This is a genomic window from Subtercola frigoramans, from assembly GCF_016907385.1.
GTDB lineage: Bacteria > Actinomycetota > Actinomycetes > Actinomycetales > Microbacteriaceae > Subtercola > Subtercola frigoramans.
The window spans coordinates 182,498-203,032 of the sequence record NZ_JAFBBU010000001.1 but is presented as its reverse complement, the minus strand read 5'-3'; the positions used below and the strand labels follow the sequence as shown (position 1 = coordinate 203,032).

At 62.4% G+C, this 20,535-nt stretch carries 23 protein-coding genes; 7 read left to right on the top strand and 16 right to left on the bottom strand.

The window, feature by feature from the left end; translation table 11 throughout:
- The first annotated feature begins 21 nt into the window (after positions 1 to 21).
- The 3 genes from JOE66_RS00995 (at position 22) to JOE66_RS00985 (ending at position 2,320) form a co-directional block, all read left to right on the top strand.
- Positions 22 to 1,341 carry an ABC transporter permease gene (locus JOE66_RS00995; RefSeq protein ID WP_205106304.1) on the top strand — a complete coding sequence of 440 codons (1,320 nt, stop codon included), beginning with the start codon at positions 22 to 24 and terminating at the stop codon, positions 1,339 to 1,341.
- A gap of 14 nt (positions 1,342 to 1,355) precedes the next feature.
- Entirely contained in the window at positions 1,356 to 2,006 is a 651-nt protein-coding gene (locus JOE66_RS00990) for a VTT domain-containing protein (RefSeq protein ID WP_205106303.1), read from the top strand.
- A 116-nt stretch (positions 2,007 to 2,122) separates the two neighbouring features.
- On the top strand, positions 2,123 to 2,320 hold the full coding sequence (locus JOE66_RS00985) for a hypothetical protein (protein WP_205106302.1): 198 nt from the start codon (positions 2,123 to 2,125) through the stop codon (positions 2,318 to 2,320).
- Positions 2,321 to 2,380: 60 nt separating this feature from the next.
- Here the strand turns inward: JOE66_RS00985 and JOE66_RS00980 are convergent, their stop codons facing one another.
- Complete coding sequence (locus tag JOE66_RS00980) at positions 2,381 to 2,695, bottom strand: ferritin family protein (RefSeq protein WP_205106301.1); 315 nt, start codon at positions 2,693 to 2,695, stop codon at positions 2,381 to 2,383.
- A gap of 113 nt (positions 2,696 to 2,808) precedes the next feature.
- Here JOE66_RS00980 and JOE66_RS00975 point away from each other — a divergent pair, with 113 nt between their 5' ends.
- A complete protein-coding gene (locus JOE66_RS00975) occupies positions 2,809 to 3,000 on the top strand; it encodes a hypothetical protein (protein WP_205106300.1) in 192 nt (63 codons plus the stop codon).
- Positions 3,001 to 3,810: 810 nt separating this feature from the next.
- On the opposite strand, the gene JOE66_RS00970 is transcribed toward JOE66_RS00975, so the two are convergent.
- The 4 genes from JOE66_RS00970 to JOE66_RS00955 all read right to left on the bottom strand — a co-directional run bounded on the left by JOE66_RS00970 (position 3,811) and on the right by JOE66_RS00955 (position 7,275).
- Positions 3,811 to 4,137, bottom strand: coding sequence for a DUF7882 family protein (locus JOE66_RS00970; protein ID WP_307826989.1), 327 nt, complete (start codon positions 4,135 to 4,137; stop codon positions 3,811 to 3,813).
- Positions 4,138 to 4,340: 203 nt separating this feature from the next.
- Positions 4,341 to 5,099, bottom strand: coding sequence for an IS21-like element helper ATPase IstB (gene istB / locus JOE66_RS00965; RefSeq protein ID WP_205106298.1), 759 nt, complete (start codon positions 5,097 to 5,099; stop codon positions 4,341 to 4,343).
- On the bottom strand, positions 5,099 to 6,307 hold the full coding sequence (gene istA / locus JOE66_RS00960; protein WP_205106297.1) for an IS21 family transposase: 1,209 nt from the start codon (positions 6,305 to 6,307) through the stop codon (positions 5,099 to 5,101). The genes istB and istA overlap by 1 nt, the downstream gene beginning before the upstream one ends.
- A gap of 713 nt (positions 6,308 to 7,020) precedes the next feature.
- Complete coding sequence (locus JOE66_RS00955; RefSeq protein WP_205106296.1) at positions 7,021 to 7,275, bottom strand: hypothetical protein; 255 nt, start codon at positions 7,273 to 7,275, stop codon at positions 7,021 to 7,023.
- 232 nt (positions 7,276 to 7,507) lie between these two features.
- Between JOE66_RS00955 and JOE66_RS00950 the strand changes: the two genes are divergently transcribed.
- Positions 7,508 to 7,711 carry a hypothetical protein gene (locus JOE66_RS00950; protein WP_205106295.1) on the top strand — a complete coding sequence of 68 codons (204 nt, stop codon included), beginning with the start codon at positions 7,508 to 7,510 and terminating at the stop codon, positions 7,709 to 7,711.
- A gap of 227 nt (positions 7,712 to 7,938) precedes the next feature.
- A complete protein-coding gene (locus JOE66_RS00945; protein WP_239518173.1) occupies positions 7,939 to 9,204 on the top strand; it encodes an IS110 family RNA-guided transposase in 1,266 nt (421 codons plus the stop codon).
- Positions 9,205 to 9,250: 46 nt separating this feature from the next.
- Here the strand turns inward: JOE66_RS00945 and JOE66_RS00940 are convergent, their stop codons facing one another.
- The 9 genes from JOE66_RS00940 to JOE66_RS00900 all read right to left on the bottom strand — a co-directional run bounded on the left by JOE66_RS00940 (position 9,251) and on the right by JOE66_RS00900 (position 18,808).
- A complete protein-coding gene (locus JOE66_RS00940; protein ID WP_205106294.1) occupies positions 9,251 to 9,625 on the bottom strand; it encodes a hypothetical protein in 375 nt (124 codons plus the stop codon).
- A 156-nt stretch (positions 9,626 to 9,781) separates the two neighbouring features.
- Complete coding sequence (locus tag JOE66_RS00935) at positions 9,782 to 10,264, bottom strand: hypothetical protein (RefSeq protein ID WP_205106293.1); 483 nt, start codon at positions 10,262 to 10,264, stop codon at positions 9,782 to 9,784.
- A gap of 616 nt (positions 10,265 to 10,880) precedes the next feature.
- Positions 10,881 to 11,963, bottom strand: coding sequence for a hypothetical protein (locus JOE66_RS00930; RefSeq protein ID WP_205106292.1), 1,083 nt, complete (start codon positions 11,961 to 11,963; stop codon positions 10,881 to 10,883).
- Positions 11,964 to 11,973: 10 nt separating this feature from the next.
- A complete protein-coding gene (locus tag JOE66_RS00925; protein WP_205106291.1) occupies positions 11,974 to 13,458 on the bottom strand; it encodes a putative type IV secretion/conjugal transfer ATPase in 1,485 nt (494 codons plus the stop codon).
- Positions 13,455 to 15,095, bottom strand: a complete 1,641-nt coding sequence (locus JOE66_RS00920) for an SCO6880 family protein (protein WP_205106290.1) — start codon at positions 15,093 to 15,095, stop codon at positions 13,455 to 13,457. Before JOE66_RS00920 ends, JOE66_RS00925 begins: the two co-directional genes overlap by 4 nt.
- Positions 15,088 to 16,527, bottom strand: a complete 1,440-nt coding sequence (locus JOE66_RS00915; RefSeq protein ID WP_205106289.1) for a hypothetical protein — start codon at positions 16,525 to 16,527, stop codon at positions 15,088 to 15,090. The genes JOE66_RS00920 and JOE66_RS00915 overlap by 8 nt, the downstream gene beginning before the upstream one ends.
- Positions 16,528 to 16,544: 17 nt before the next feature.
- On the bottom strand, positions 16,545 to 17,270 hold the full coding sequence (locus tag JOE66_RS00910) for a hypothetical protein (RefSeq protein WP_205106288.1): 726 nt from the start codon (positions 17,268 to 17,270) through the stop codon (positions 16,545 to 16,547).
- A gap of 24 nt (positions 17,271 to 17,294) precedes the next feature.
- Complete coding sequence (locus JOE66_RS00905) at positions 17,295 to 17,621, bottom strand: hypothetical protein (protein ID WP_239518172.1); 327 nt, start codon at positions 17,619 to 17,621, stop codon at positions 17,295 to 17,297.
- On the bottom strand, positions 17,618 to 18,808 hold the full coding sequence (locus JOE66_RS00900) for a nucleotide-binding protein (protein ID WP_307826988.1): 1,191 nt from the start codon (positions 18,806 to 18,808) through the stop codon (positions 17,618 to 17,620). The genes JOE66_RS00905 and JOE66_RS00900 overlap by 4 nt, the downstream gene beginning before the upstream one ends.
- Before the next feature lie 328 nt (positions 18,809 to 19,136).
- On the opposite strand from JOE66_RS00900, the gene JOE66_RS00895 reads away from it, so the two are divergent.
- A complete protein-coding gene (locus tag JOE66_RS00895) occupies positions 19,137 to 19,454 on the top strand; it encodes a winged helix-turn-helix domain-containing protein (protein ID WP_205106286.1) in 318 nt (105 codons plus the stop codon).
- A 32-nt stretch (positions 19,455 to 19,486) separates the two neighbouring features.
- Here JOE66_RS00895 and JOE66_RS00890 read toward each other — a convergent pair whose 3' ends face one another.
- Both JOE66_RS00890 and JOE66_RS00885 read right to left on the bottom strand, forming a co-directional pair.
- Entirely contained in the window at positions 19,487 to 19,753 is a 267-nt protein-coding gene (locus JOE66_RS00890; RefSeq protein WP_205106285.1) for a hypothetical protein, read from the bottom strand.
- Positions 19,750 to 20,385 carry an AAA family ATPase gene (locus tag JOE66_RS00885; protein ID WP_205106284.1) on the bottom strand — a complete coding sequence of 212 codons (636 nt, stop codon included), beginning with the start codon at positions 20,383 to 20,385 and terminating at the stop codon, positions 19,750 to 19,752. Before JOE66_RS00885 ends, JOE66_RS00890 begins: the two co-directional genes overlap by 4 nt.
- Between the last annotated feature and the right edge of the window lie 150 nt (positions 20,386 to 20,535).

Here is a 20,535-nt window from a genome sequence, read left to right as displayed (position 1 = left end):
TTCGCAACAATGCTGATCGAAATGGATACTGTTCTTCGCGTGCAGTCCATCGGCGGCAAATTTATCCAGCACGGCTACGTCAGAGCACTGCTTGACGTGCTGGATATTCTGTTCTTCTTCGTTGCCGTATTCGTTGCCTGTATTGTCACGGCGAACACATTCGGCATCATCATGGCTGGTCGTTCCAAACACATAGCTCTCCTGCGGTTGCTGGGAGCTTCAGCCAAAACGCTCCGCGGGGCGATCGCTATCGAAGGCGCCGTGATCGGTCTGATCGGCTCACTGATCGGATTGGCTCTGGGCCTTCTCATCACGCAGATCACCTACGGCGCACTCGTGTCATCAGGCACGTTCGTCAACACACCAATCGAAACGCTTTCGCTTCTTCTGATTGCGCCGATTGTGGTCGGTGTAGCGAGCACTACCGGTGCGGCCTGGTTCGGGTCGCGGAAGATTCTCGCGGTCTCACCGATCGAAGCGACCGGTCATACCCAGGAACCCAAAGTGGCAACGGTCGCAAAAATGCCCAAACGCCTCCGCGCCCTGGTCGTCATCGCGTTTGTCGGCGGAATCGCTCTCCTCGTCATTGGAGTTGTGATCGGGCTGAAGAGTCCCCTCGGCTTACTCGTCGCCGCGCCGGGAGGGGCGCTGAGTTTCGTCGGATTCGTCCTCGGATCGACCTATTTCATTCCGTCACTGCTGAAGGCTGCCGGACGACTGACCGGCAGATCAACACCCAGCGTTCTGGCCAGCGCCAATGCCCTCCGCTACCCGGCACGCTCGGCACGATCCACCATCGGACTGATCATCGGTGTCACCCTCGTGACGATGTTCACTGTCGCGGGTCAGACGTTCCTGGCCAAAACCGGTCCCATTGCTGCGGGCGCCGATGCCGCCGAGGCTGCCGGAGACCAAGCATTCATGCAGCTCACCATGGGCATCCTTGCCGTACTGATCGGTTTCTCCCTGGTGATCGCGGCGATCGGCCTGGTGAACAGCCTCTCACTGAGCGTCATTCAGCGCCGCCGAGAGATCGGGCTTCTTCGGGCCTTGGGATTCACGAAAAGGCAAGTTCGGTCGATGATCTTGGCTGAGAGCATCCAACTCACCGTCGTCGGCGGAATCACCGGACTGGTGCTGGGCATCTTCTATGGCTGGGCCGGTGTCCTCGCAGCGATCGCCTCGGACCACCACATCGGAGGCTTCTTCCTGCCCACCATCCCGGGGTGGATCATCATCGCTATCGCTGCCGGCGCGATCGTGCTCGCGATCGTCTCCTCTGCGATCCCCGCCCGCTCCGCAATCCGCATTTCCCCCGTCCGAGCCCTCGCCATTGAATGAGTCTGACACTTCACATGAACCACCTGCTTCACACCGTCCACACCGCCAGCATCCTCGATCCCACCGCCCTATTGGAAGGAGCAGGACCGTGGGTGATGGTCGCCATCATGGCAATCGTGTTCATCGAAACCGGGTTACTCTTTCCCTTCCTGCCCGGTGACACGCTCGTTTTCACCGCCGCGCTGCTCTCCGTCCCGCTCGGCCTGCCACTGTGGGTCCTCGTCCTCGGGGTATCCGTTGCCGCGATCCTCGGCGACCAAACCGGCTATCACATCGGCAGGCGGTTCGGCCCCCGACTCTTCAAGCCCGATGCGCGAGTGTTCAAAACGAGATACTTTACCGAGGCCGACGCATTCTTCACGAAGTACGGCGGTCGCTCGCTCGTACTCGCCCGCTTCGTACCGATCGTGCGGACCTTCGTACCCCCTGTCGTTGGCATGTCACAACTGCCATTTCGAACCTTCCTGATCTGGAACACGATCGGTGGAATCTCATGGGCGCTGATCCTCACGATCGCCGGATATTTTCTCGGCGCCATCCCGTTCGTCGCAAACAACGTCGAAATAATTGCCGTCGTCATCGCCGTCCTCTCCATCGGCCCGGTGATCATTTCATTCATCCGCAACCGTCGCCGAGATGACGCCGAACATCCACCCGACCGGTAGGCCAAGCGAACATAAAGTGAGCCGTCGACTCGGAACCGTGATCTCCATGCCGTGCGAGGCCCGGCTAAAGGGGCTGCCCGGTCTCTCTTTCCTGCAACGAGGAGTAGCGTCGCGTTATGAGTACTGATGGGAAGAACGAATCTCAAGCTGATCACACCACAGATGGTAAGAGCGGTGGGGAGCTTGCGGAGCTGATCGCGACCGTCGATGAGGAGCACGGCGATAAAGGAGCCACCGCGATGTCTGACCGACTACGGAACAAAACACCAGAAACTCAGGCCGAACCTGAGAATCCCGGCGACGTCGAGGACTAAGAGCGCGAGCGACCGCATCGCGCACAGAAGTCCCCGCCAACTGTTCTCGGTGACGGGAAGTTAGTCGGCTGCTGCTTCTGCGGATTCACCATGCTCGACGATGTCGCCATCGGTGAACAAGATCCCCTTAGCGATCTCGCGCCATTGCGGGGTGCGACGCAACAGGAATTCCAGCTCCATGCTGAAGTGCTTAAACTCCTCCCCCATCGAGTTCTCCATAATCGCCCTCGCCTGAACGTCAGGCTCGACCGAGATGCGTTGCACATACCAGCCGATCGCTTCCGCCTCCTCGCTCAGAGACGCGCACATGCGAGCGAACGTCCGCGTCTGCGCCGACAACTCCTCCGGCGGTTCGTGATACTGATCAATACCCATGTCCAGCTCCTTACCTTCGTTCCCCATTGTTCCAGTTACGTCGACGCTGATACGCAGGAATAGCGTTTCGGCAACGGGTCGCGCACCACGGATCCATGTCATAGGGTTTCGTCATGAATGCAGACAGCGAAGCACAATACGAGCCCGCCATGGCTGGTACCGACGAGCCGAGGCACGATGACACTGACCAGCCGGACGCCCGCCGCGGTGACCCGGATCAGCTACCCGACGGCTCCGCCTCAGATGCCAACAACTCCGAAGACGGCGTGGACACCGCGTCCGGTGGAGGCGCTGACGATGAGTGACCCGTGTCCCGAGCACACACCAAAACCCGACGAAATCGACCCCGACGAAGGTACCGAACCAGACGGAACCCCCGTCGAAAACCCCTCCGGGTAAGGTCCACACCAAAGCGATGGGGTGCTTCGTCTTCTTCTGAACCATAATCAACTTCCTGAATCACGAACCCGTGTCCAAGAACAGTGAAGCACCCCAGTTCTCGCCCGATCAGCACGGACTCCGCCACCCGGTGACGGCCACACTCCCAACTACCGAGAGAACCCAATCTGCCGAGAGAACCCAATCTGCCGAAAGATCGGCGCTGCTCTGTCTGCCGTTGGGCGCTATGCGGCCGGAACGCGGGGCGCTATATTACCGGGCAAGCACGATCAGCGTGCCGGTGCCGGCCGGATAGGGCCGCAGATCTGAAAGCTGAACGAGATGCCATACCGGCGAGCGGGCAGGATCCGCGGCCGCCGACGTCCGGAACAGCTCGACGACACCACCGACCCCTACCTTGCGTATCTGAAGTGGATCAAGGCAGGCAAGCCCGGGGTCACACCTGAAACCGGGCACGGCAACACCCCGCCCGCGACAGTGACCGCTTTACCCGAAACTCAAGGATTCGTGGGCCAAGTGTCGTGGTGGACAGCTCGCACTCTCGAGCTGCGGACAATACTCACCCCGAAGCGACGGAAACGGGACGACAGTGGCGACCGTGGCGAGAAGAATCCCGCACCGTGATTTTGGCACGGCGGTGGCGCGTTTGGCACCGAGGCAGACTTTTTCGCCGTCGTGCGCCGCGATGGGCGGGGCAGTGCGCCGGCAACCAGGTATCAGGGGCGGGTGCGGGTTGCCGGTCCTTCGGCTGCGGTGACCGGCTCGGGGAGCACCAGCAATTCGCCGTTGTTCGCGGCGTTCATCATCTGCTCCACCCAGGCCCTGTTCAGCTGGGGCCTGACGTTCTCGGCGAAATCAAAGTGCAACTCGATAGACGGGTGCACCCACACGGTATGACGGCCATCGCCTGTCGGTGACACCCACGAGAAAGTGAACTTCTCCTCACGGCGCAGCTTCGCAACCATCACGACTTTCAGGTGAGCCAGGACGCGATCATCGAACTCCGCCAATCTCGAGCCTGAACCGTAAAGCAGAGTTCCCACAACTACCACCATCCTTCAGGGTCTGACCCCAATATTTCCGGACATCGAAAACAGATCGAAGCCCACCTTCCGTGCAGGCAGGGTCCGGGCCGCACGGAAGAGATGCCCCATGTTAGTGCAGCGACACAGCTAAGCGTTCTGTGTTAACGCCAACTCAATATGGGGCCACGGCTGCCAACTGAAAATAGGGCCACGTGGTTTGTTTAGTCTGTCGTACTTGTGAGTGTTTTGTGGCCGCGGAGCCGGTAGCTGGTGCCTTTGAGGCTGAGTACGTCGGCGTGGTGCACGACGCGGTCGATCATCGCTGACGCGATGGTCGGGTCGCCGAATACTTCACCCCAACGCCCGAATGGCAGGTTCGAGGTGAGGATCAGTGACGCGTGTTCGTACCGTGATGACACGAGTTGGAAGAACAGATTCGCGGCGTCTTGATCGAACGGGACGTAGCCGACCTCGTCGACGACGAGCAGGCTGTACCGGCGAAGCCGGGTGAGTTCGGCGGCGAGCTTGCCGCGGGAGTGCGCCTCCTGCAGCCGGGTGACCCAGCCGTTCGCGGTATCGAAAAGCACCCGGTGGCCGGTCTTCGCAGCTTTGATGCCGAGCCCGATCGCAATGTGCGTCTTCCCCGTACCCGGGGGTCCGAGGAGGATGACGTTCTTCGCTTCCTCGAGGTAAGCGCTCGTGCCCAAGTGTGCGATGAGGGTGCGGTCGGCGCCAGGCTGGTGGTCGTAGTTGAACTCTTCCAACGTCTTGAAACCGGGAAACCGGGCAGCCTTGATCCGAAGCGTCGCCCCTGATGCTTCCCGCTCGGAAACCTCGCGCGACAGCACGGCGGCGAGGTACTCCTCGTGTGACCACCCGTCCGCACGGGCTTGCTCGCCGAGCCGGCGGAAACCCTCACCGACCCGAGGCGCTTTCAATGCACGGGCGTAGTACTCCAGCTGGGATTCGAGCTCGGACATCAGGCCACCTGCCCGGTACCGAAGAGGTCGTCGTAGGAAGCAAGATCGCGGGTTTCGACAGCTTCCAACGGCCGGTAGCCGCGGACCTGTTTGAACGCCTGCCGCAGCACTGCCGCCTCGGCAACATGGGCCGGATCGGTGACGATCAGCTGGCGGGCCCACTCCCGCTGATGCACCGCGATGACAGTGCCGTCATGGGTGACAGTGACCTGGTGCAGGTCAGCAGTAACATCAACGATCCGACCGATCATGCCCGGACTGACCGAGTAATCGTTCGTGAAAACCCGCACGTAGTAATCCCGAGGCAGCCTGACCGTGTTCCGGAACAGCACCTCCGGTGGCACCGGCGACAAGGCCCGCATCGCGGCCCGATCACGGCCGACAAGCTCGGCGGGTTTCCCGCGCCGTGAGCGCGAGTAGCGGGCATTCGCGACGGGCAACCAGTCAACGAGCTGGTTGTTGAAATCCGCTGGCGATGCGAAGCTGCGGCCAGGCATGAACCTCGAGCGGAAGAACTGGTTCATCCGCTCGACCATGCCCTTGGACTCCGGATCCCGCGGTGGCAGCAGCACGATCTTCGTCCCCAACGTGCCAGCGAACGCGGCAGCGGGCTCGGTGAGCTTACGCCGGCCGATACCGGTCTCGTTATCCCAGACCAGCCGCTCCGGCACCGCGCCGGCCTGCTGCAACAGCTGCCACATCCCGCCGAGGAGGTCGGGGGTTGTCCGGGAGGGCAGCATCAACGCTTGGATGTTCCCCGAGAACGTCGACGTCATCACCAACACCGGCGGCATGCCGTGCTGATCATGACCCAGCGGGATCGCCTGGTGCGGGAACCACAGATCGCATTGCACCTGCACACCGGGCTGGTGATCGATCCGGTCAGCGGGATCCGGCGGCAGATATTCAGGCCGGATCGCTGCGACCCTCAACCGGAACAACGACGACGAACCCGACCACCCCACCCGCTCCGCCAGGGCTGGCGACGGCATCCGCGGCGAGTCGGTCAGCAGCTTCCGAACCGCCGGTGCGACCTCATCGAAACTCGACCCCGTCAACGCCCGCTCATACCGCGGCACCCGGTCAGCCTGCAACGCCCGATCGATCGTCCCTCGCGAAACGCCAAGCCGTTTCGCGAGTTCTCTTTTCGAGTGCCCGCCCGACGCATACAACCGACGAATTTCTGCCCAGTCATCCAAAGTGATCACCTTCCATAGTGGTTGGTGGCCCTGTTTTCAGTTGGCAGTACTGGCCCTGTTTTCAGTCGGCGTTAACAGTTCTGAGCGTGGCTCGAATCACCAGCAGCCGGCGAAGTTGTCCCCCGTGACGTGGAATGCATGTCACGAGTTCTCGCCGGCGAAAGCGAACAGGAACACAGCGGCCCCGCCCCTGACGAGGACAGTCGCCGTGAATGCTATTCATGCCACGCTTCGAGATTTTCGCAATCACAGACGGTCCAACGGTGGACTGGGGGTTGTCCACGGAAACCGGCCGCACCAGCAGGGGTGGAGCCGAGGCCTAGACAAAGAAATAGTTCGGGCATCCCACCGTGGGAGCAACACAACGCTATTGTGTGAGCATGATTCGCTTTACAGATGATGTCATCACGATCGATGGGACCCCGGTGGGCTACGTATCCACGAGGGATAGTGACAGGCCGGTGGTCATTGAGGGTCTTGATGGCGGGTATTGGCATGACACGACGGACATGAGGGTAGCTGAGTTGTGGATCGCGATACACGCGAGCGAGCTTCTCGCCTCGGCACGGACCGAACGCCCAAGCGGCGGTACCCGGAAGACAATCTGATTCCTGCTCCGTGCCCAGATATCGGGACGCTTACGGAAGTCAGTACAAGGGGTGCCGCAGTACGCCAACACGCGCACCCATCTCCCGGCTTGCCGAAACGAGGGCGACGGCGGGTTAGCGCATGAGGGGTGGCAGGCCCGGCGCGGTCTGGGGAACGTCGAAGAGGACGCTGTCGTTGGCAGCTTGAAGGGTCCGGTACCTGCCGAGCAGTTCACGCAGGCCCGGGTTGAGGTCGAAGGTGACGACCCGGTAATGCTCGTTCGGGCCGCCGGCGTCAATGTGGCGGATCAAGGCCGTGGGGAAGCGGGGGTTGTTTCTGATGATGACCCACTCGTGTTCGTTGATTCTGATAGGTCCGTCACCGACCATGTGCCCGCTCCTTTTCGAAGCGCGCCGGCCCGCGCGAACTCAACGATAGGCGGCCGCGCTGACATCAGGCACCCTCGATGCGCACTCTGAGGTACCGGCCAGGTCGGGCGGTGGAGAGCCCATCCCGGTGAGGTAGGCGGGCCGGTCAACGACGGTAACAAAGGCAAAATAGATCGCCCTCTCCGGACCAAGCGAGGCGCCCATTGCTGCCGACGCGGACCAGCGACGGAAAATGTCGACGTCTGAGCTGGCACGCTTCGGAAAATCGTTCATCCGCATCCGCGTTTATCGAAGTGGCGGCGACGACACCGTTCCGCCGCTTGTCGCGTTCAGGATCGTCTGGCCCAGCCCGGCCGTCTCAAAGCTCGCATACGTCGAAAGTGCCAGGCTCAGTTCCTTCAACAGGCTGGCAGGCAACTCGTCTTCATCCCACTAGTACACAGAGATGATGGATGTGGCTCCAGTGCCGGTGTGACTCGCTGTTACACCGACACCCGTGAGGGTTGTCTTTAAGTGGATCTGTCCACCGACACCGGAGTTGTTGCGGGTCGGGCAGAACATGACTTGATAGGAGCCTGACCGGGAAGTGGTCTCATCTTTGTGCTGTCTGCCTACCCGACCCGCAGTGACGTTTCACGACATAACTGAGGAAGGGATCCGTCTATGACAAGCATGACAGTCACCGCAGCAAGAGCCAATCCACCCGCACCGCCGGGCGCGCTTTTCGCTGGCATTGACACGCATAAGAACACCCATCACGTCGCTATCATCGATCACGTCGGGCGATCAGTCGAGGATCACGAGTTCCTGACGACGAGCCGCGGCTATGAGCAGATAGTGGAGTTTCTGAGCTCTCACGGCGCGATCGAACGTGTCGGTATTGAGGGCACCGGGTCGTACGGTGCCGGCATCGCCCGAGTCCTTGGCCTCGGTGGCTTCACCGTCGTTGAGGTGGCGCGGCAAAACCGGCAAGCCCGACGTTTGAAAGGGAAATCAGACCCGCTCGACGCACACCAAGCAGCCGTGAGCGTCCTGGCCGGTACTGATGCTGCCACCCCGAAGAGCGGCGACGGGGAAGTGGAATCGTTACGGCTCCTGATGAGGGAACGGCACGCAGCCGGCAAAGCCCGTTCCCAGACGATGAACCAGATCCATTCGCTACTCATCACGGCGCCCGAGGCGGTTCGCAGCGATTATCGCGCCCTCACGAGCCTCAAGCTTGTCCCCATACTCGCTCGCACCCGCCCTCGAAGCGGCATCGACCCCGAGAACATCGCCCGTCAGACACTTAAGAGACTCGCGGTTCGCCACGTCGCACTCGCAGACGAAATTGCAGTCATCGACCAGCAGCTCGACGCTCTGGTCCGAGAAGTCAATCCAACTCTCCTCACCGTCGGCGGCGTCGGGGTCGTCACGGCAACGACGCTCCTCATCGCAGCAGGCGACAACCCGGAACGCTTGACGTCTAAAGCAGCATTCGCGGCGATGGCGGGCGTCGCTCCGATCCCGGCCTCCTCCGGTCAGCGTGCACGACACCGTCTTTCACGCGGAGGGAACAGGAACGCCAACAGCGCCCTTCATCGAATCGTTCTACTCCGCATGCGCCACCGAGAACCGCGAACGATGGCGTACTTCGAACGACGTCGCGCCCAGGGACTCACGGATCGGGACATCAGGCGCTGCCTCAAACGACACATCGCGAACGAGATCTTCGCCGTACTCACGAGTCCTAGCCCCGAGACGCCTATCGGCCAGCAGTTGCGCGCCAGACGCCAACAGACCGGCACTCCGATCACGGTACTTGCCGCATCGCTCGGTGTCCCCTACCAACGCCTCCGACGACTCGAGATCGGCACCCGAGCCGACCCACAACTCGAACAACTCGTCACCGCAGCGCTAAGCCGAATCGCACCACCGAACACCCCTTGACAACAATAGGAGCATCCACCCCCGCCAGATCCAGATATAACGCCCATTATCTTCGTTCATTCGGGTAGCCGATCAGAGCAGCGATCCGCATCGCGGTTGCGTACGGTCCAGCCTCTCCATCTTCGGCTCGCTGGCAGAGGATCAGGGCCACGCACCAAGCCGCATCATCGGCTCTCGGCGTTCTGATGTTCAGCTCCGCGTTGACCTGGCGGCGGAGCTCGCGGAGTATCACCGGGTCGGTGCGGGCACTCTCACTGGCGAGCTGCCTGAGCGCTGGCGTACCGAGGCCTGCAACGAGCGCGTTCGCCGCCAGCAAGGGCCAGTCTGTGTTGTCGAGGATCACGGTGCCGGCGGCGTCTTGGACGACGCCGAGCCGGAACGGCAAAGTGCCATCGAGATTGCCGTAGGACGAAGGAGACACGAGATGACGCCAATCATGCACGAAACCGTGGAGAGTCAGCCTAACCCTGATCGTTCCCGACGACCAACCTTAAGGAGCGCCGGGCGAGCACCCCAGACAGAAACTGTCACCACAAACACCCGCCGATCGCGCGCATCAGACCGTTAGAAGTCCCCACTAACTCGAAGGCGCAACGCAAGCCACCGCCACTCCCCCCCTACTGACTGCCGTCCGTACGGGTGACCCTTCGGATGCTCGCCACGGCCCGGCTGAGATCCATACCGATGTGGTCGGCCTCGAGGACACGTCCATAGCGTTTGAAGCCTTCCGGCCGATAACAATAGCCGCGCCGCCTGTGCGCAGTGTCACTGCTGCGTTCTCGCCAAGACCGAACTTCGCCTCAATAAATTGGGTAGTCGCATCGGTATGCTCGACGTACGTCCCACCCCGGCACTCCCCCGTATCCTCCACCACCGTCAACTTGGTGACTTGGATCCGACCGGCCTGCACGATGTTTAGGATGTGGCGTTCGTCGTTGTGTGCCTGCCGGTAGTACCGGTCCGCGTGGGGGTCCAGCGCGTCGATCTCCGCCCGCCCGTCGGTGTAGCCGCCAAGGAACCCGGCCTTGCGGCCGCTGCTGTCCCCGGTGAGCGTGTTCATGAAGTGTGCGCCACGATTTTGTCCGCCCAGTACCCTGACCAGTGGTCGTTATCGTCGACCACAACAACGCCTGACTGTAGCCCAGCTCCTGTGTAACGTACTCCAGCGCCGCCGCCCTCTTCGGTCACGTCGACGACCTTGTCCGGTCTACCTTGCTCCCAGCGCACGATACGAGGCCGTAAAGCTCAAACAATCCGGTCTGCCGTTGACCACCACTATGGCCTCGCTCATGACGTCTGCTCCTTCAACATTACTTTGCGCCTGTCTGGCAGAGGGAATCGTTTGTGAAAGGGCGCGCCGAGAGTGCCGGGTCGTGGAATACCGGACCGGGTGCAGCGAGCTAGAATATTCCGCGAAAGCCCGGCGCGGAAGGCTTCAGAGCGAGCTACGGTGAATCGGTAGACAGGTCAAACATGTCTCAGCAGAGCTGCGCTGGCGCAGCGGCACCGTGGATGTTCGGCATGGCTGTCGGTCAGTCTCGAGCGACAATCTGTTGCGCAACTGACGGGCCTCTGCGGATACAACAGAGGTTCCCGCAACATCAGGTTGCCCGTCAGTGGACAGACAGCCCGGGAGGCATCTCAATGTATCGACGTGCGCTGAGTGATACCGTCCGTCAGAGATTTAGCGATGTAGGTGCCGCGAGATCGACTTGCACATGAACGTGGGTGCAGGTGTCGTCGAACTGTCCGAGGTTGTCGAGTGTGAGCGTGTCGCCTGCTGCTGCCCGGCATTCGGATTGTCCGGTGTAGGACCCTTTCGGCATTACCGGGTCTAGGGCCTTGAGTAGCTTGATGGCGTTGACGTCGGCTCCGTTGGTGGCGGTGCCGCCGAGGCTGTAGAAGTCGACGGCGTGGCCGCCGCCGTTGATGTAGTGGGCGGAGGCTGTGCCGGCGCCTTCGATTTGGCCGGTGCAGGCGCGGTTGATGTCGGAGATTCCGATGCGTCCAAAGGTGTTGTACGCGATAGTGATGACTTGGAGGATGCCGACGTCGATGCCGCAGTTCGGCACGGTCTGTCCTTCGGCGATCCACCGAATCTCTTTTAGATGATCTGGCACTGCGCCGACGAGCTTGCCCGCGTCGATTGCTGCGACGAGGTTCTGCGCTAGGGCCTGAGCGTTTGCACTGATGCCAGCGGCGCAAGCCGCGTCAGGCCCAATGAGGCCTGTGACGATGGCTTTCGCGGCCGCGTAGAACTGGATGTAGTAGTTCGGGTCGGCGTTGATTTGTACTTTGTTCGCGGCTTGGCTCGGAGGGAGGCTTTGCCATCCGGGTACGGCGATGAGGCGTTGGAAGAACAGTGTCGCGGATTTAGTGGGGTCCATGCGGTCGGCGAGGCTGCCCCACCAGTGTTGTTGTTGGAAGAGTCCGACGGAGTCGGCGATGCTGCCGTCGGGGTTGATGGCGCCGTCTCCGTAGGTGATGTCGCGTAGCCCGGACTCGCCGATGGCGGTCATGACGCCGATGGCCTGCCCGGTGGTGTCAAGGCCCAGGGCGGCGCCGGCGTTCATGATCGCTGCGGCGTTTGCGAGTTGGTCGCCGGAGTACCCGTCAACGGGTGGGTGTTGCGCTGCGGCGGTGGTGTCTGCGGCTGTTGCTCCGCAGGCGGATCGTTGACCGCCGGTACCGAGGATGAACGACCCGGTCAGCGCAAGGGTGAGCGTTCCGATGAGGCCGATGGTGACGAGTTTCCGCACTGGATGTCTTTCACCGTGTGGCTGCGGCGGCGAGTGCGCTATCGGTGTTTGTGACTTCCGTTTCCCAGGGTGACCGGACGTGCTGCATGTGGGTTTCGGGATTGGAGCCGTATTTGAAGACGCAGTGCCCGGGGCGGAGGTTCATGAGGGTGGTTGCGGTTTCGGGGGCGAGGCCGAAGGTGTTGACGGCCCAGTTGGCGTCTTCGGTGCGGGCTTGGTTGAACACGTACACGGTTTGGGCTTCTTGGATGACGGTGTAGCCGGGTGAGTCGGCTGGGATGTCGGTGCCTTTGTGCATGACGAACACGTTCGAGATACCAAGGGAGCGGGAGAGTTTCTGGTTGGACTTGATGAGGTGCGCGGAGGGTCCGCCGATCATGTGCCAGCCCTCTTCGTAGATGACGTTGGTGACGTAGCCGCGTTCGTTGCGGAGTCTGCCCATGAGCCACATGTTCCCGATGGCCATCACGACCGGGACGGCGGGTCCGTCGTCGGGGAGTTGCGAGATGTCGAAGGTGGTGAGTTTGGAGGCGAGGTCGACGTGTTTGCTGGTTTCGCCGTCGAGCAGGCCGCCGTACTCGCGGAGCAAGTCTTCGAGCGCGTATTTGATCGAGAGCCCTGCGATGTGCAGGCGGTCTTTTGCTTTGTCGGAGAGGTCGGTGGCGTCTTTGATCCGGCCGAGATTAGGTAGCAGATCCACCGGGGTTGGTACGCGGGTGTCGTCGAATTGGGTGAAGGTGAGTTCGAGGGCGTCGCGGATCGCTTTCTTCTCCCACTCGGTGGATGGGGTGTCGTTTCTAGCGATGCGTGCGACCGCGTTCAGGAGCAGGGTTTGGCCTTGCAGGCCGGAGCCGCGGGTGATCATCGGGTCCATGATGTTCAGTCGTGTTCCGCTGTCGTCGGTGCTGAACCGGAACAGTGCTGCGCCGTTGCGGCGGCGGGTGAGGGCAGCGTATTCCCCTTCGCCGCCTTCATCTTTCTTGTCGAACACGACCGCTCGCCGCCGATCGAGCAGCAGCGGCCGGATGACCTGGGTTGTTTTGACGAACGAGGATTTGCCGGAGCCGACGGTGCCGAAGACGAGAACGTTCGGGGACGTGATCTCGCGAGGTTCCGAGTTGTACGCGGTGGCGGCGTCATGGGCGATGAGGGTTCGGGAGAGGGTGTCTCGGCCGTTGACGATGCCGCGAGTTCCGGTGGGAGGCCCGATTACGGCAGTGTTCAGTATTTCGGCTTGCCGGGTCGTTGACGGTGCACCCTGTGCGGAGGGCGCGTACCAACCTGTTTTCGCTGCCCGGGTGGAGGCTCGAAGTGGTGACCCTGGGAGAGTCCATGGTGGTGCGTCGACATCTCGCCGGTCGTCCGCCGCGTCTGGGGTTGGGGTGGGGTCTTCTGGCGAGACGAAGATCCGCAGGCCTGGGATCTTGGCAAGCCGGGTGTGCTTCTTCTGAGGACGCTCGGCGGCTGTCTCGGCTGGGAGGATTTCGGTGGTCATGAGATGGCTTCCTTTTCCGATCGACCGGCGAGGCCCGCGTACACCCGGGTCGTGAACGTCGGTCTGCTGGTCTTGAGGCCCCTGCCGATGGGCCAGGTCGTTCCGGATGCGGCGGATTGATAGGAGTCTTGCCACTCCAGCCGGTCCACGCCGAGGCCGGTGTTACAGACTTCTGCGAGCTGGCGGGAGGCGACGGCGAGTGCGTCGCGGGTGGGTGCGGAGATGGTGACGTAGCCGATCCATTCGACGCCGTGATGGTGTGAACCAGCAGCAAGGTCTTGGTGGCGTCTTCCCGCTGCGGTCAGAGCGATCCTGGTGTCCGCGTCCTCAATGAGGCCACGTGCCGCGTCGGCGATCGCTTCTGACCGGTCGGATGTGAGGTCGCGGCGAGCGGCAGCTTTCGCATCAGCCGCAGGGACCAGGTTCAGGTGGAAGGAGACAGAGCGGACGAAGCCGAGTTCGCGGCCGATGAGCAGGTCAAGCATCCACAGTTGCGACCGTGCAGCGACCGCGAGAGCCTCGCCTCTGATCGCCGCCGTGCGATGCCACCACTCCACGTTGTCTCCCGAGCTCGGGTCGACCCCCGAGACGACATGAGCGGAGAACTCGTCGTGCGACGGCAAACCGAAACTGAGCGGGTCGGCGCGTTTGACGGCATCGACAGGGTAGGAGGGGTTTTGCTGGTGCAGCATCAGCGCCGCTGTCTGCCGTGCCGTGAGGGGTGCAACAGCACCCATGTGGGCTTCCTCGAGGCCGTGGTCGATGCTGTCGATCTCGGCGCGCATGAGGGCCCGCCACCCGTCCCGGCCGTCACCATACTTGGAAGCGCTGTCGATGAAGTCCGCGTTCAGAGGCCACGAAACGATCACGTAATGGCGTTGCACCATCGCGTCCTCGCTGGTGCGGAAGATCACATCCCGGTAGGACTGCTGCTCGTCGATGGTCGCGGCCGGGTCCAACGCCTGCGCGACCCATTGCTGCTGCCGCGCGGTGTCGGGCGGTAACACTCGGGTGAGGGTTTGCACGCCGCTGACCCGGGAGGAGGAGATCGCCCGGCCAGCAAGAAATGCACCCCAACCTTGAGCTGCGCGGGTGAGTTCCCCGGACGAGGCGACGCCACGAAGTTGCCCGGAGACGCGGAACGCGACAGAGAAGTAGGGGTCTTCGCCTGTGGGGTGGTGCCAGGCGATGCCGGGTTCGTTCGGGCCGTACTGCAGCCAGCCCATCCCGTCGGCTCCGTCAGGGTTCGCCCGCATCGCCGCGATCTGCCGTCCGGCTGCGGCGCGTTCCTGTTTACTGCCCTGCACAGCGGCGGCGTGGAGTTGGTCCCACCCGCCGACGTCGTAGGGAACGAACCGGTTGGTACCGAGCCGGCTCCGCGACCGCCACCTAGCCCTCTTCTTCCTCCGCTCGAGAATGGACCCGCGATGGGTCTGTGCCGTCAACGCGAACACCACGCCGACCCCCACAAGTGCGATGACGATCGCCGGCCATCCGAGAACGGGAGTGAAGACCAGACCGAAAAGAAGGAACGATCCGACGAGGGTGATGCGTGTCTTGTTCCGGGTTCCCCCGAAGAAGGAGCGGTGACCGGCCTCACCGCCGAGATAGCGGGTGACCCCTGAACTGTCACTCATTGAACGGATCCTTTCCGTAGGTCTCCTCGTGATCATCGATCGGAGCCGCGGCATGACTGCCGACGGTGTTCGCGGCATCTTTCGCGACTCCGTATCCCTTTGCCGCGCCCGCGGCGATCAGGGTGGGAACGCCGATGACGGCGCCGACACCGGTCGATGACTCGGCGGCGCCCGCGGCAGCAAGGCCTCCTTCGGCGGCGACCGCGCCTTCTCCCGCCGCCACGCCCGCACCCGCAGCGCTACTTCCGACGGACGCCGACTCGCTGGCGGCCGCCCCCGACTTAGAGCCCGCCGATGCGGCATCCATGAGGTGGCTGGCACCCATCGGCTGCCCCTCACCGCCACCGGCATAGGAAGGCACGGAAGTTGCCTGTGCGCTGGGGCCGCTTCCGAACGGCGAGCCCGAATCGGGCATGGAAGATCCATACCGATTGTTTGCGTCGGTCATATTCCGCGCACCGATATCCGGCCCCGCGAATTGTGGACCACGGCCACCGCCGTTACCAATGGGAAGCACCGGGGCGAGCTTCATCAAGACAAGAGGTGCGAGACCCGCAACGAACAGTGAAAGCAATGAAACGACGAGTTGCACTGTTTTCTCCAGGCTGCTGCCCGAGCCGAAGGCATCAACGTTGGAGCTGACCATGAGGTACGCGAACGAGAGCAGGAAGAACAACAACGGATGGGCGGCCAACACCCCGACCCAAATCCCAATGATCGCCAAACCGAACTGGCGTTTCGTCGGGTCGATAATCCACATCAGACCCAGAGGTAGAAGAACGCCGGTGAAGTAGAGGGTGAGCAACTGCACGATGAGCATGAGGACGACGAGAAGCAGGCCGACGATCATCAGCAGCATGAGGACAACGCCGACCGGCGCGCCCCCGGCGATGCCTGTCGCTTCGCCAGCATTGAGCATGTCCTGGAACTTCGTCGTGATGGTGTCCGCACTAGCGGTGATTCCCCAACCAGCAATGAGATCGGTCAAAGCGGCGAAGAAGCGCACCAGGACCGCGCCGAACGCCGGCCCAAACATTGCACCGACCAGGAAGAGGGGGAAGTACATTCCGATGGATTCCAGCAGCTCGCTTCCAGCCTGCTTACCCCGCGCAGTTCGCAGAGTCTGCGGAATCAGAATGATCACCGCCGCAAAGATTGCCAAGGCGAAAGCGACAGCGTACGCCTTAAGGAACCAGTCCGCGTTCAGATCCGGAAGCGTCGCGTGAGTCACCGTGGGGATCACCGACTGTGCCAAGTTGCGCGCCGAATCCTGCAGTGCCTTGAAAGTGTTACCCCAAGGATCAGTCCAAAAGTTAACGACACCCGCAGCGCCCCCGATTACGTTCCCCGCTCCTGCGGCAACGCACGAGACGAGATCGGTGCAAGAACCAGAATTATCCGTGAGTGACGAAATCGACAGCTCGACTGGCATAGCGTGTCCTTTCTGGCTCAGCAGCCAGCGGTGAATAGAGTTCCGCCCGCGGCAAGGGCGGCAGTGTCGGCCTGCTGCTCGCGGTCGACCTTCCAGCCGCCGTCCTCCCAGACCATGATGAAAGCCTCGGAAGCTGACTTCGTTGGACTCAGCGCATCCGCGACAACGAAGGCCGCGCTTACATCGACGGTTATCTGGTCGGAAGTTGAACTGCTTTCGACTAGCCACCGGCCTGGAACAGTAGACAGATAGAAATCCGTTCCTTCTGGAACTTGTCCCCCTGAGATGTCATTCCCATGTGCGTAGGCACCCGCGATGTCTTTGAATGAGGCTGGAGCGTTAGCGGACATGATCGTCGCGCTCATGGCGTCGGCCTCATCGGTCGCTGGATAGGGATATCGGATTGCCCATCTAAAGAATGCTGCTGCGACCTCGACCGCTCCAGAGGTCGTGTGTGGAGCTGCTTTCTGTGCGGCGAGGACCATGTCAGCATCCCTGTTTGCTCCGCCGAGGCATCCGGTTGGTGCGGCGTCGTCGTTACCGTCGCTTCCGCCTTGGGTCGGTTGCGTTGTTGCCGTCGCACTGGGGCTGGCGGAAGGGGAAGCTGTCGTGGTGGGGTCTGCGGTGGTGGTGGTTCCGTGGCTGGTGCCGTAGATGATCGCGACGATGACGGCGATGAGGATGACGGCCCCGCCGATGATCCAGGGCCAGCGGCTGCGTCCGGATGCGGTGTAGGTCTGCATAGGTAAAGGGTGCCTCTGGTTGGCTCAGCTGACAACGGCGAGGATTGCTCCTACGATGACGGCGAGGGCGGCGAGGATGCCGAGGGCGATGGCGGCGTTGGTTGCTTTTTTTCGTCCTTCGGCGTGGGCCATGGGGTTGGCGTTGACGCCGGACGCGGAGGCCATGGAGCCGACACCCATGATGAGGTAGATAACGGCGATGACGATTGCGATCGCCCAAATTCCGGCGACGAGTTTCTGCCAGAGCTCGGTGAATTGGACGCCGAAGATGGAGAAGTCCGGCAGGATCCCGTTGAGTGGGTTGTCGATGGAGGCGACGTATGCTGCCGCGCGGAGGGTGATGCCGGTCATGCCGAGACCTTTCTGGTATTGGTGGTGGTTCGTGCTGCCGTTTGCAATGTCTTCACGACCGTTGCCGCCGCTGAAGTAAACGCGTCGGCTGTTGCGGGGGTGAGGGTGGCGAGGGTTATTTGGCCGCGTTCGGCGATGTGCCGGTCGTAGGGGATGTCGTGGATGGTGCTGATTCCGGCTTCGGTGAGGAGTCTGGTGACTTCGTCGGTGACGGCAGCGTTTTCGGGTCGGCCGTCGATGAGTCGGATGGCGATGGCCCTGTTGGCGAGGGCGGCTGCGGGGCCGCCGGCGGCGCGGAGTTCGGTGAGGAGCCGGATGGCTTCGAGGGTGGAGTCTCCGGCGTTCATGACGGGGATGACGAGCGCGTCGGCAACGGACACGGCTCCTTGGAACGCTGAGGAGGTGGGTTGGTTACCGGAGTCCATGACCCGGATGGCGTAGAACTCGTCGATGACGCGGGAGATGTCGACGACCGCTTCGCCGGTGAGGCGCGGCCTGCGCCCGGTCGACCCGATAACAGCGGCGAAGGAGGTTTGTGGGGCGGTGTAGCCGGCGAGTTGTCCGGCGTTGGTGATCTGGTCGACGTCTCGCATCAGGTCGCCAAGCCCGAGGGCGGGGTTTCCTTCGGCGCGGAAGGTGAGCGCGCCGGGGTCGTCGGCGACTTCGACGACGGCGACGGAACCGCCGCGGATCGAGGCGAGGACGCCGCCGAGGATGAGCGCGGTCGGTGTTTTCCCCGTGCCGCCTTTCGGGTTGGCGACGAGCACGGACACGGCGCGGGTCCAGGTTGCCTGGCGGACAACGGTTTCGTCTTGGCGGCGAGCGTCGGCCCGCCCGAGTTCGGCGAGTTCGTGGGCGCTGGGTGCCATGCGGATGCCGAGCCGGCTGAGCAGCCCGCGCACACCCGTGGTTGCGGCCGGGACGGTCGGTGTGTGCGCTGCCGCGGTGAGTCCCGCGGCTGGGTTGTCGAAGATCGAGCTGCGGACAGCCGCCGACCCGTCGGTATCGGCCGAACGCGGCACTTCGTCCGCGAACTCCGACGTGCTGACGTCTTCAGGTGCCGTTAGCTCGGATGCTGGGGCGACGTGCGGGGTGGGGTGGTCGTGCGGGGTGAAGTCGTCTTCGGTGTACTCGTCGGCGCTGCTTGCGCCGGGGAAGACGTGAACAGTTCGAACATTTTCCGTCACTGAATCCACCATTTGAACCGTCACCCTCTCCGAACTGTTTTAGCGACCGGAACCAGCTACCGGTGCCGGTCTGTTGGAGATAGTTTGCAACTCTCAAATACCGTTTTCAACCCCATTCGGGGGGTGTGTCGCGGCCCGAATTTGCCCTTGAAGGCCGAAACGGGGGTGTTTCAGTGCTGTCCGATCACATCGGCTCGGAATGGGTGTTCCTTGGTTTTCTGCGGATTGTAGGGAATTTCTGTTTAATCTCGTCCTGATTGGCGACGGATCGTCAGATTCGGCGCGTCGCTGCTGACAGCGTGAAGTATTTTGTCCCAGAATGTGGGGCATGTCCAGAGCAGACAGCATGATGGCCGGCGTGCCCGAGCGGGTGGTGTGCTTTCAGGAGATGTACTCCGCACGCTCCCGCGTGGTTCTGCTCCGACATCTGCTGGATCGGCCGATGACGTTTCCCGAGCTCCGGGACTTGGTGGACATGAGTCCCGCGTCGGTTCGGGAGGGCCTGAACGATCTCGAGCGGATGGGCTACATCGGGTCCGATTCGCCTGAGGGGCGACTTCGAAAATCCAGCGGTGCGACGTTCTTTGTCGACCGCCGCGTCGTCGTCGAGGACCTCGCCGAGACCTTCCGGTTCCTTCTCGGCTAACAGATCCCCCGGGCCCGACGCCGCGGGTGCTCCTAACGCGTGGCGCGGCGTTCGAGTTCGGGGATGAGGATGCGCAGGATCATGGCGTTCATGCTGCGACCGTCGCTGGCCGCGACGTCCGCTAGCAGAGCGTGCTGTTCAGCGGTCAGTCGGAGCAGGATTGCTTTCGTCTGCGCCGGCGGCCGCGCTTTAGCAGGCAAGACCGGCTCGAGGAGTGGGGTGGGTGTTTCGGCGGCAGCGCCGAATGCCTCGATTTCGGCGTCCCGAGAAGTGGCGGCGGGGCGTTTCTTGATGCTCATTTGGCCATCAGCTCCCCGGCGAGTTCTTGGATCTCAGCGCGGGCTTTGGGGTTGTTCCATTCCACGACGCCGCGGCCTTCCCCGACCACGTCACGGTATGCCTTCCGTTCGTGGATGACGGTGCGCATCGGGTTCAGTTCGGGGTAATCGGCGAGGTAGTCGGCGGCGTCTTCGTGCTCGGTGCCGTTGGCGTTGGTGGGGACTTGGGTGAGCAGGGCGCGGACGTCAAGGTTCGGGTTGAAGTCGCGTGCTTGGTCGACGAGGTCTTTCATGTGCGGGAGGGTGTCGAGGTCAAGTTGGGAGGGGCGGACGGTGACGATCATCTTGTGCGCGGCGGTCATCCCAGTGCGCATTTCTTTGCTGTCTTTCCCCGCGACGTCGACAACGACGATGTCGTAGCGGTGGTCGAGGTCCAGCAGGGTGTCGCGGACGTTACCGAGTTTCTCAACCGACGCGATGACCGGGGTGATCCGGGCTTCTTCTCGGTCGGCGTGCCAGCGGGCGGCGGAGCGTTGCGCGTCCGCGTCAACGAGGACCACGTCCCGGCCCAGGCGCGCGAACTCGGCACTGAGGTTGATGGCGACGGTGGTTTTACCGGGGCCGCCCTTTTCGCTTCCGACAAGGATGATCACACTATGCTCCTAGCTCTTTCTTATAGCAGCCTGATATCAGTCTGCCAACTGCTATCGGTTTAATTGCCCCTTGCTATCACGCCCCACCGACACCATTCGTCGATAGGGCGCGACCGCGTGTCATCAATTGAGCGGCTCATGGCTTCTTAG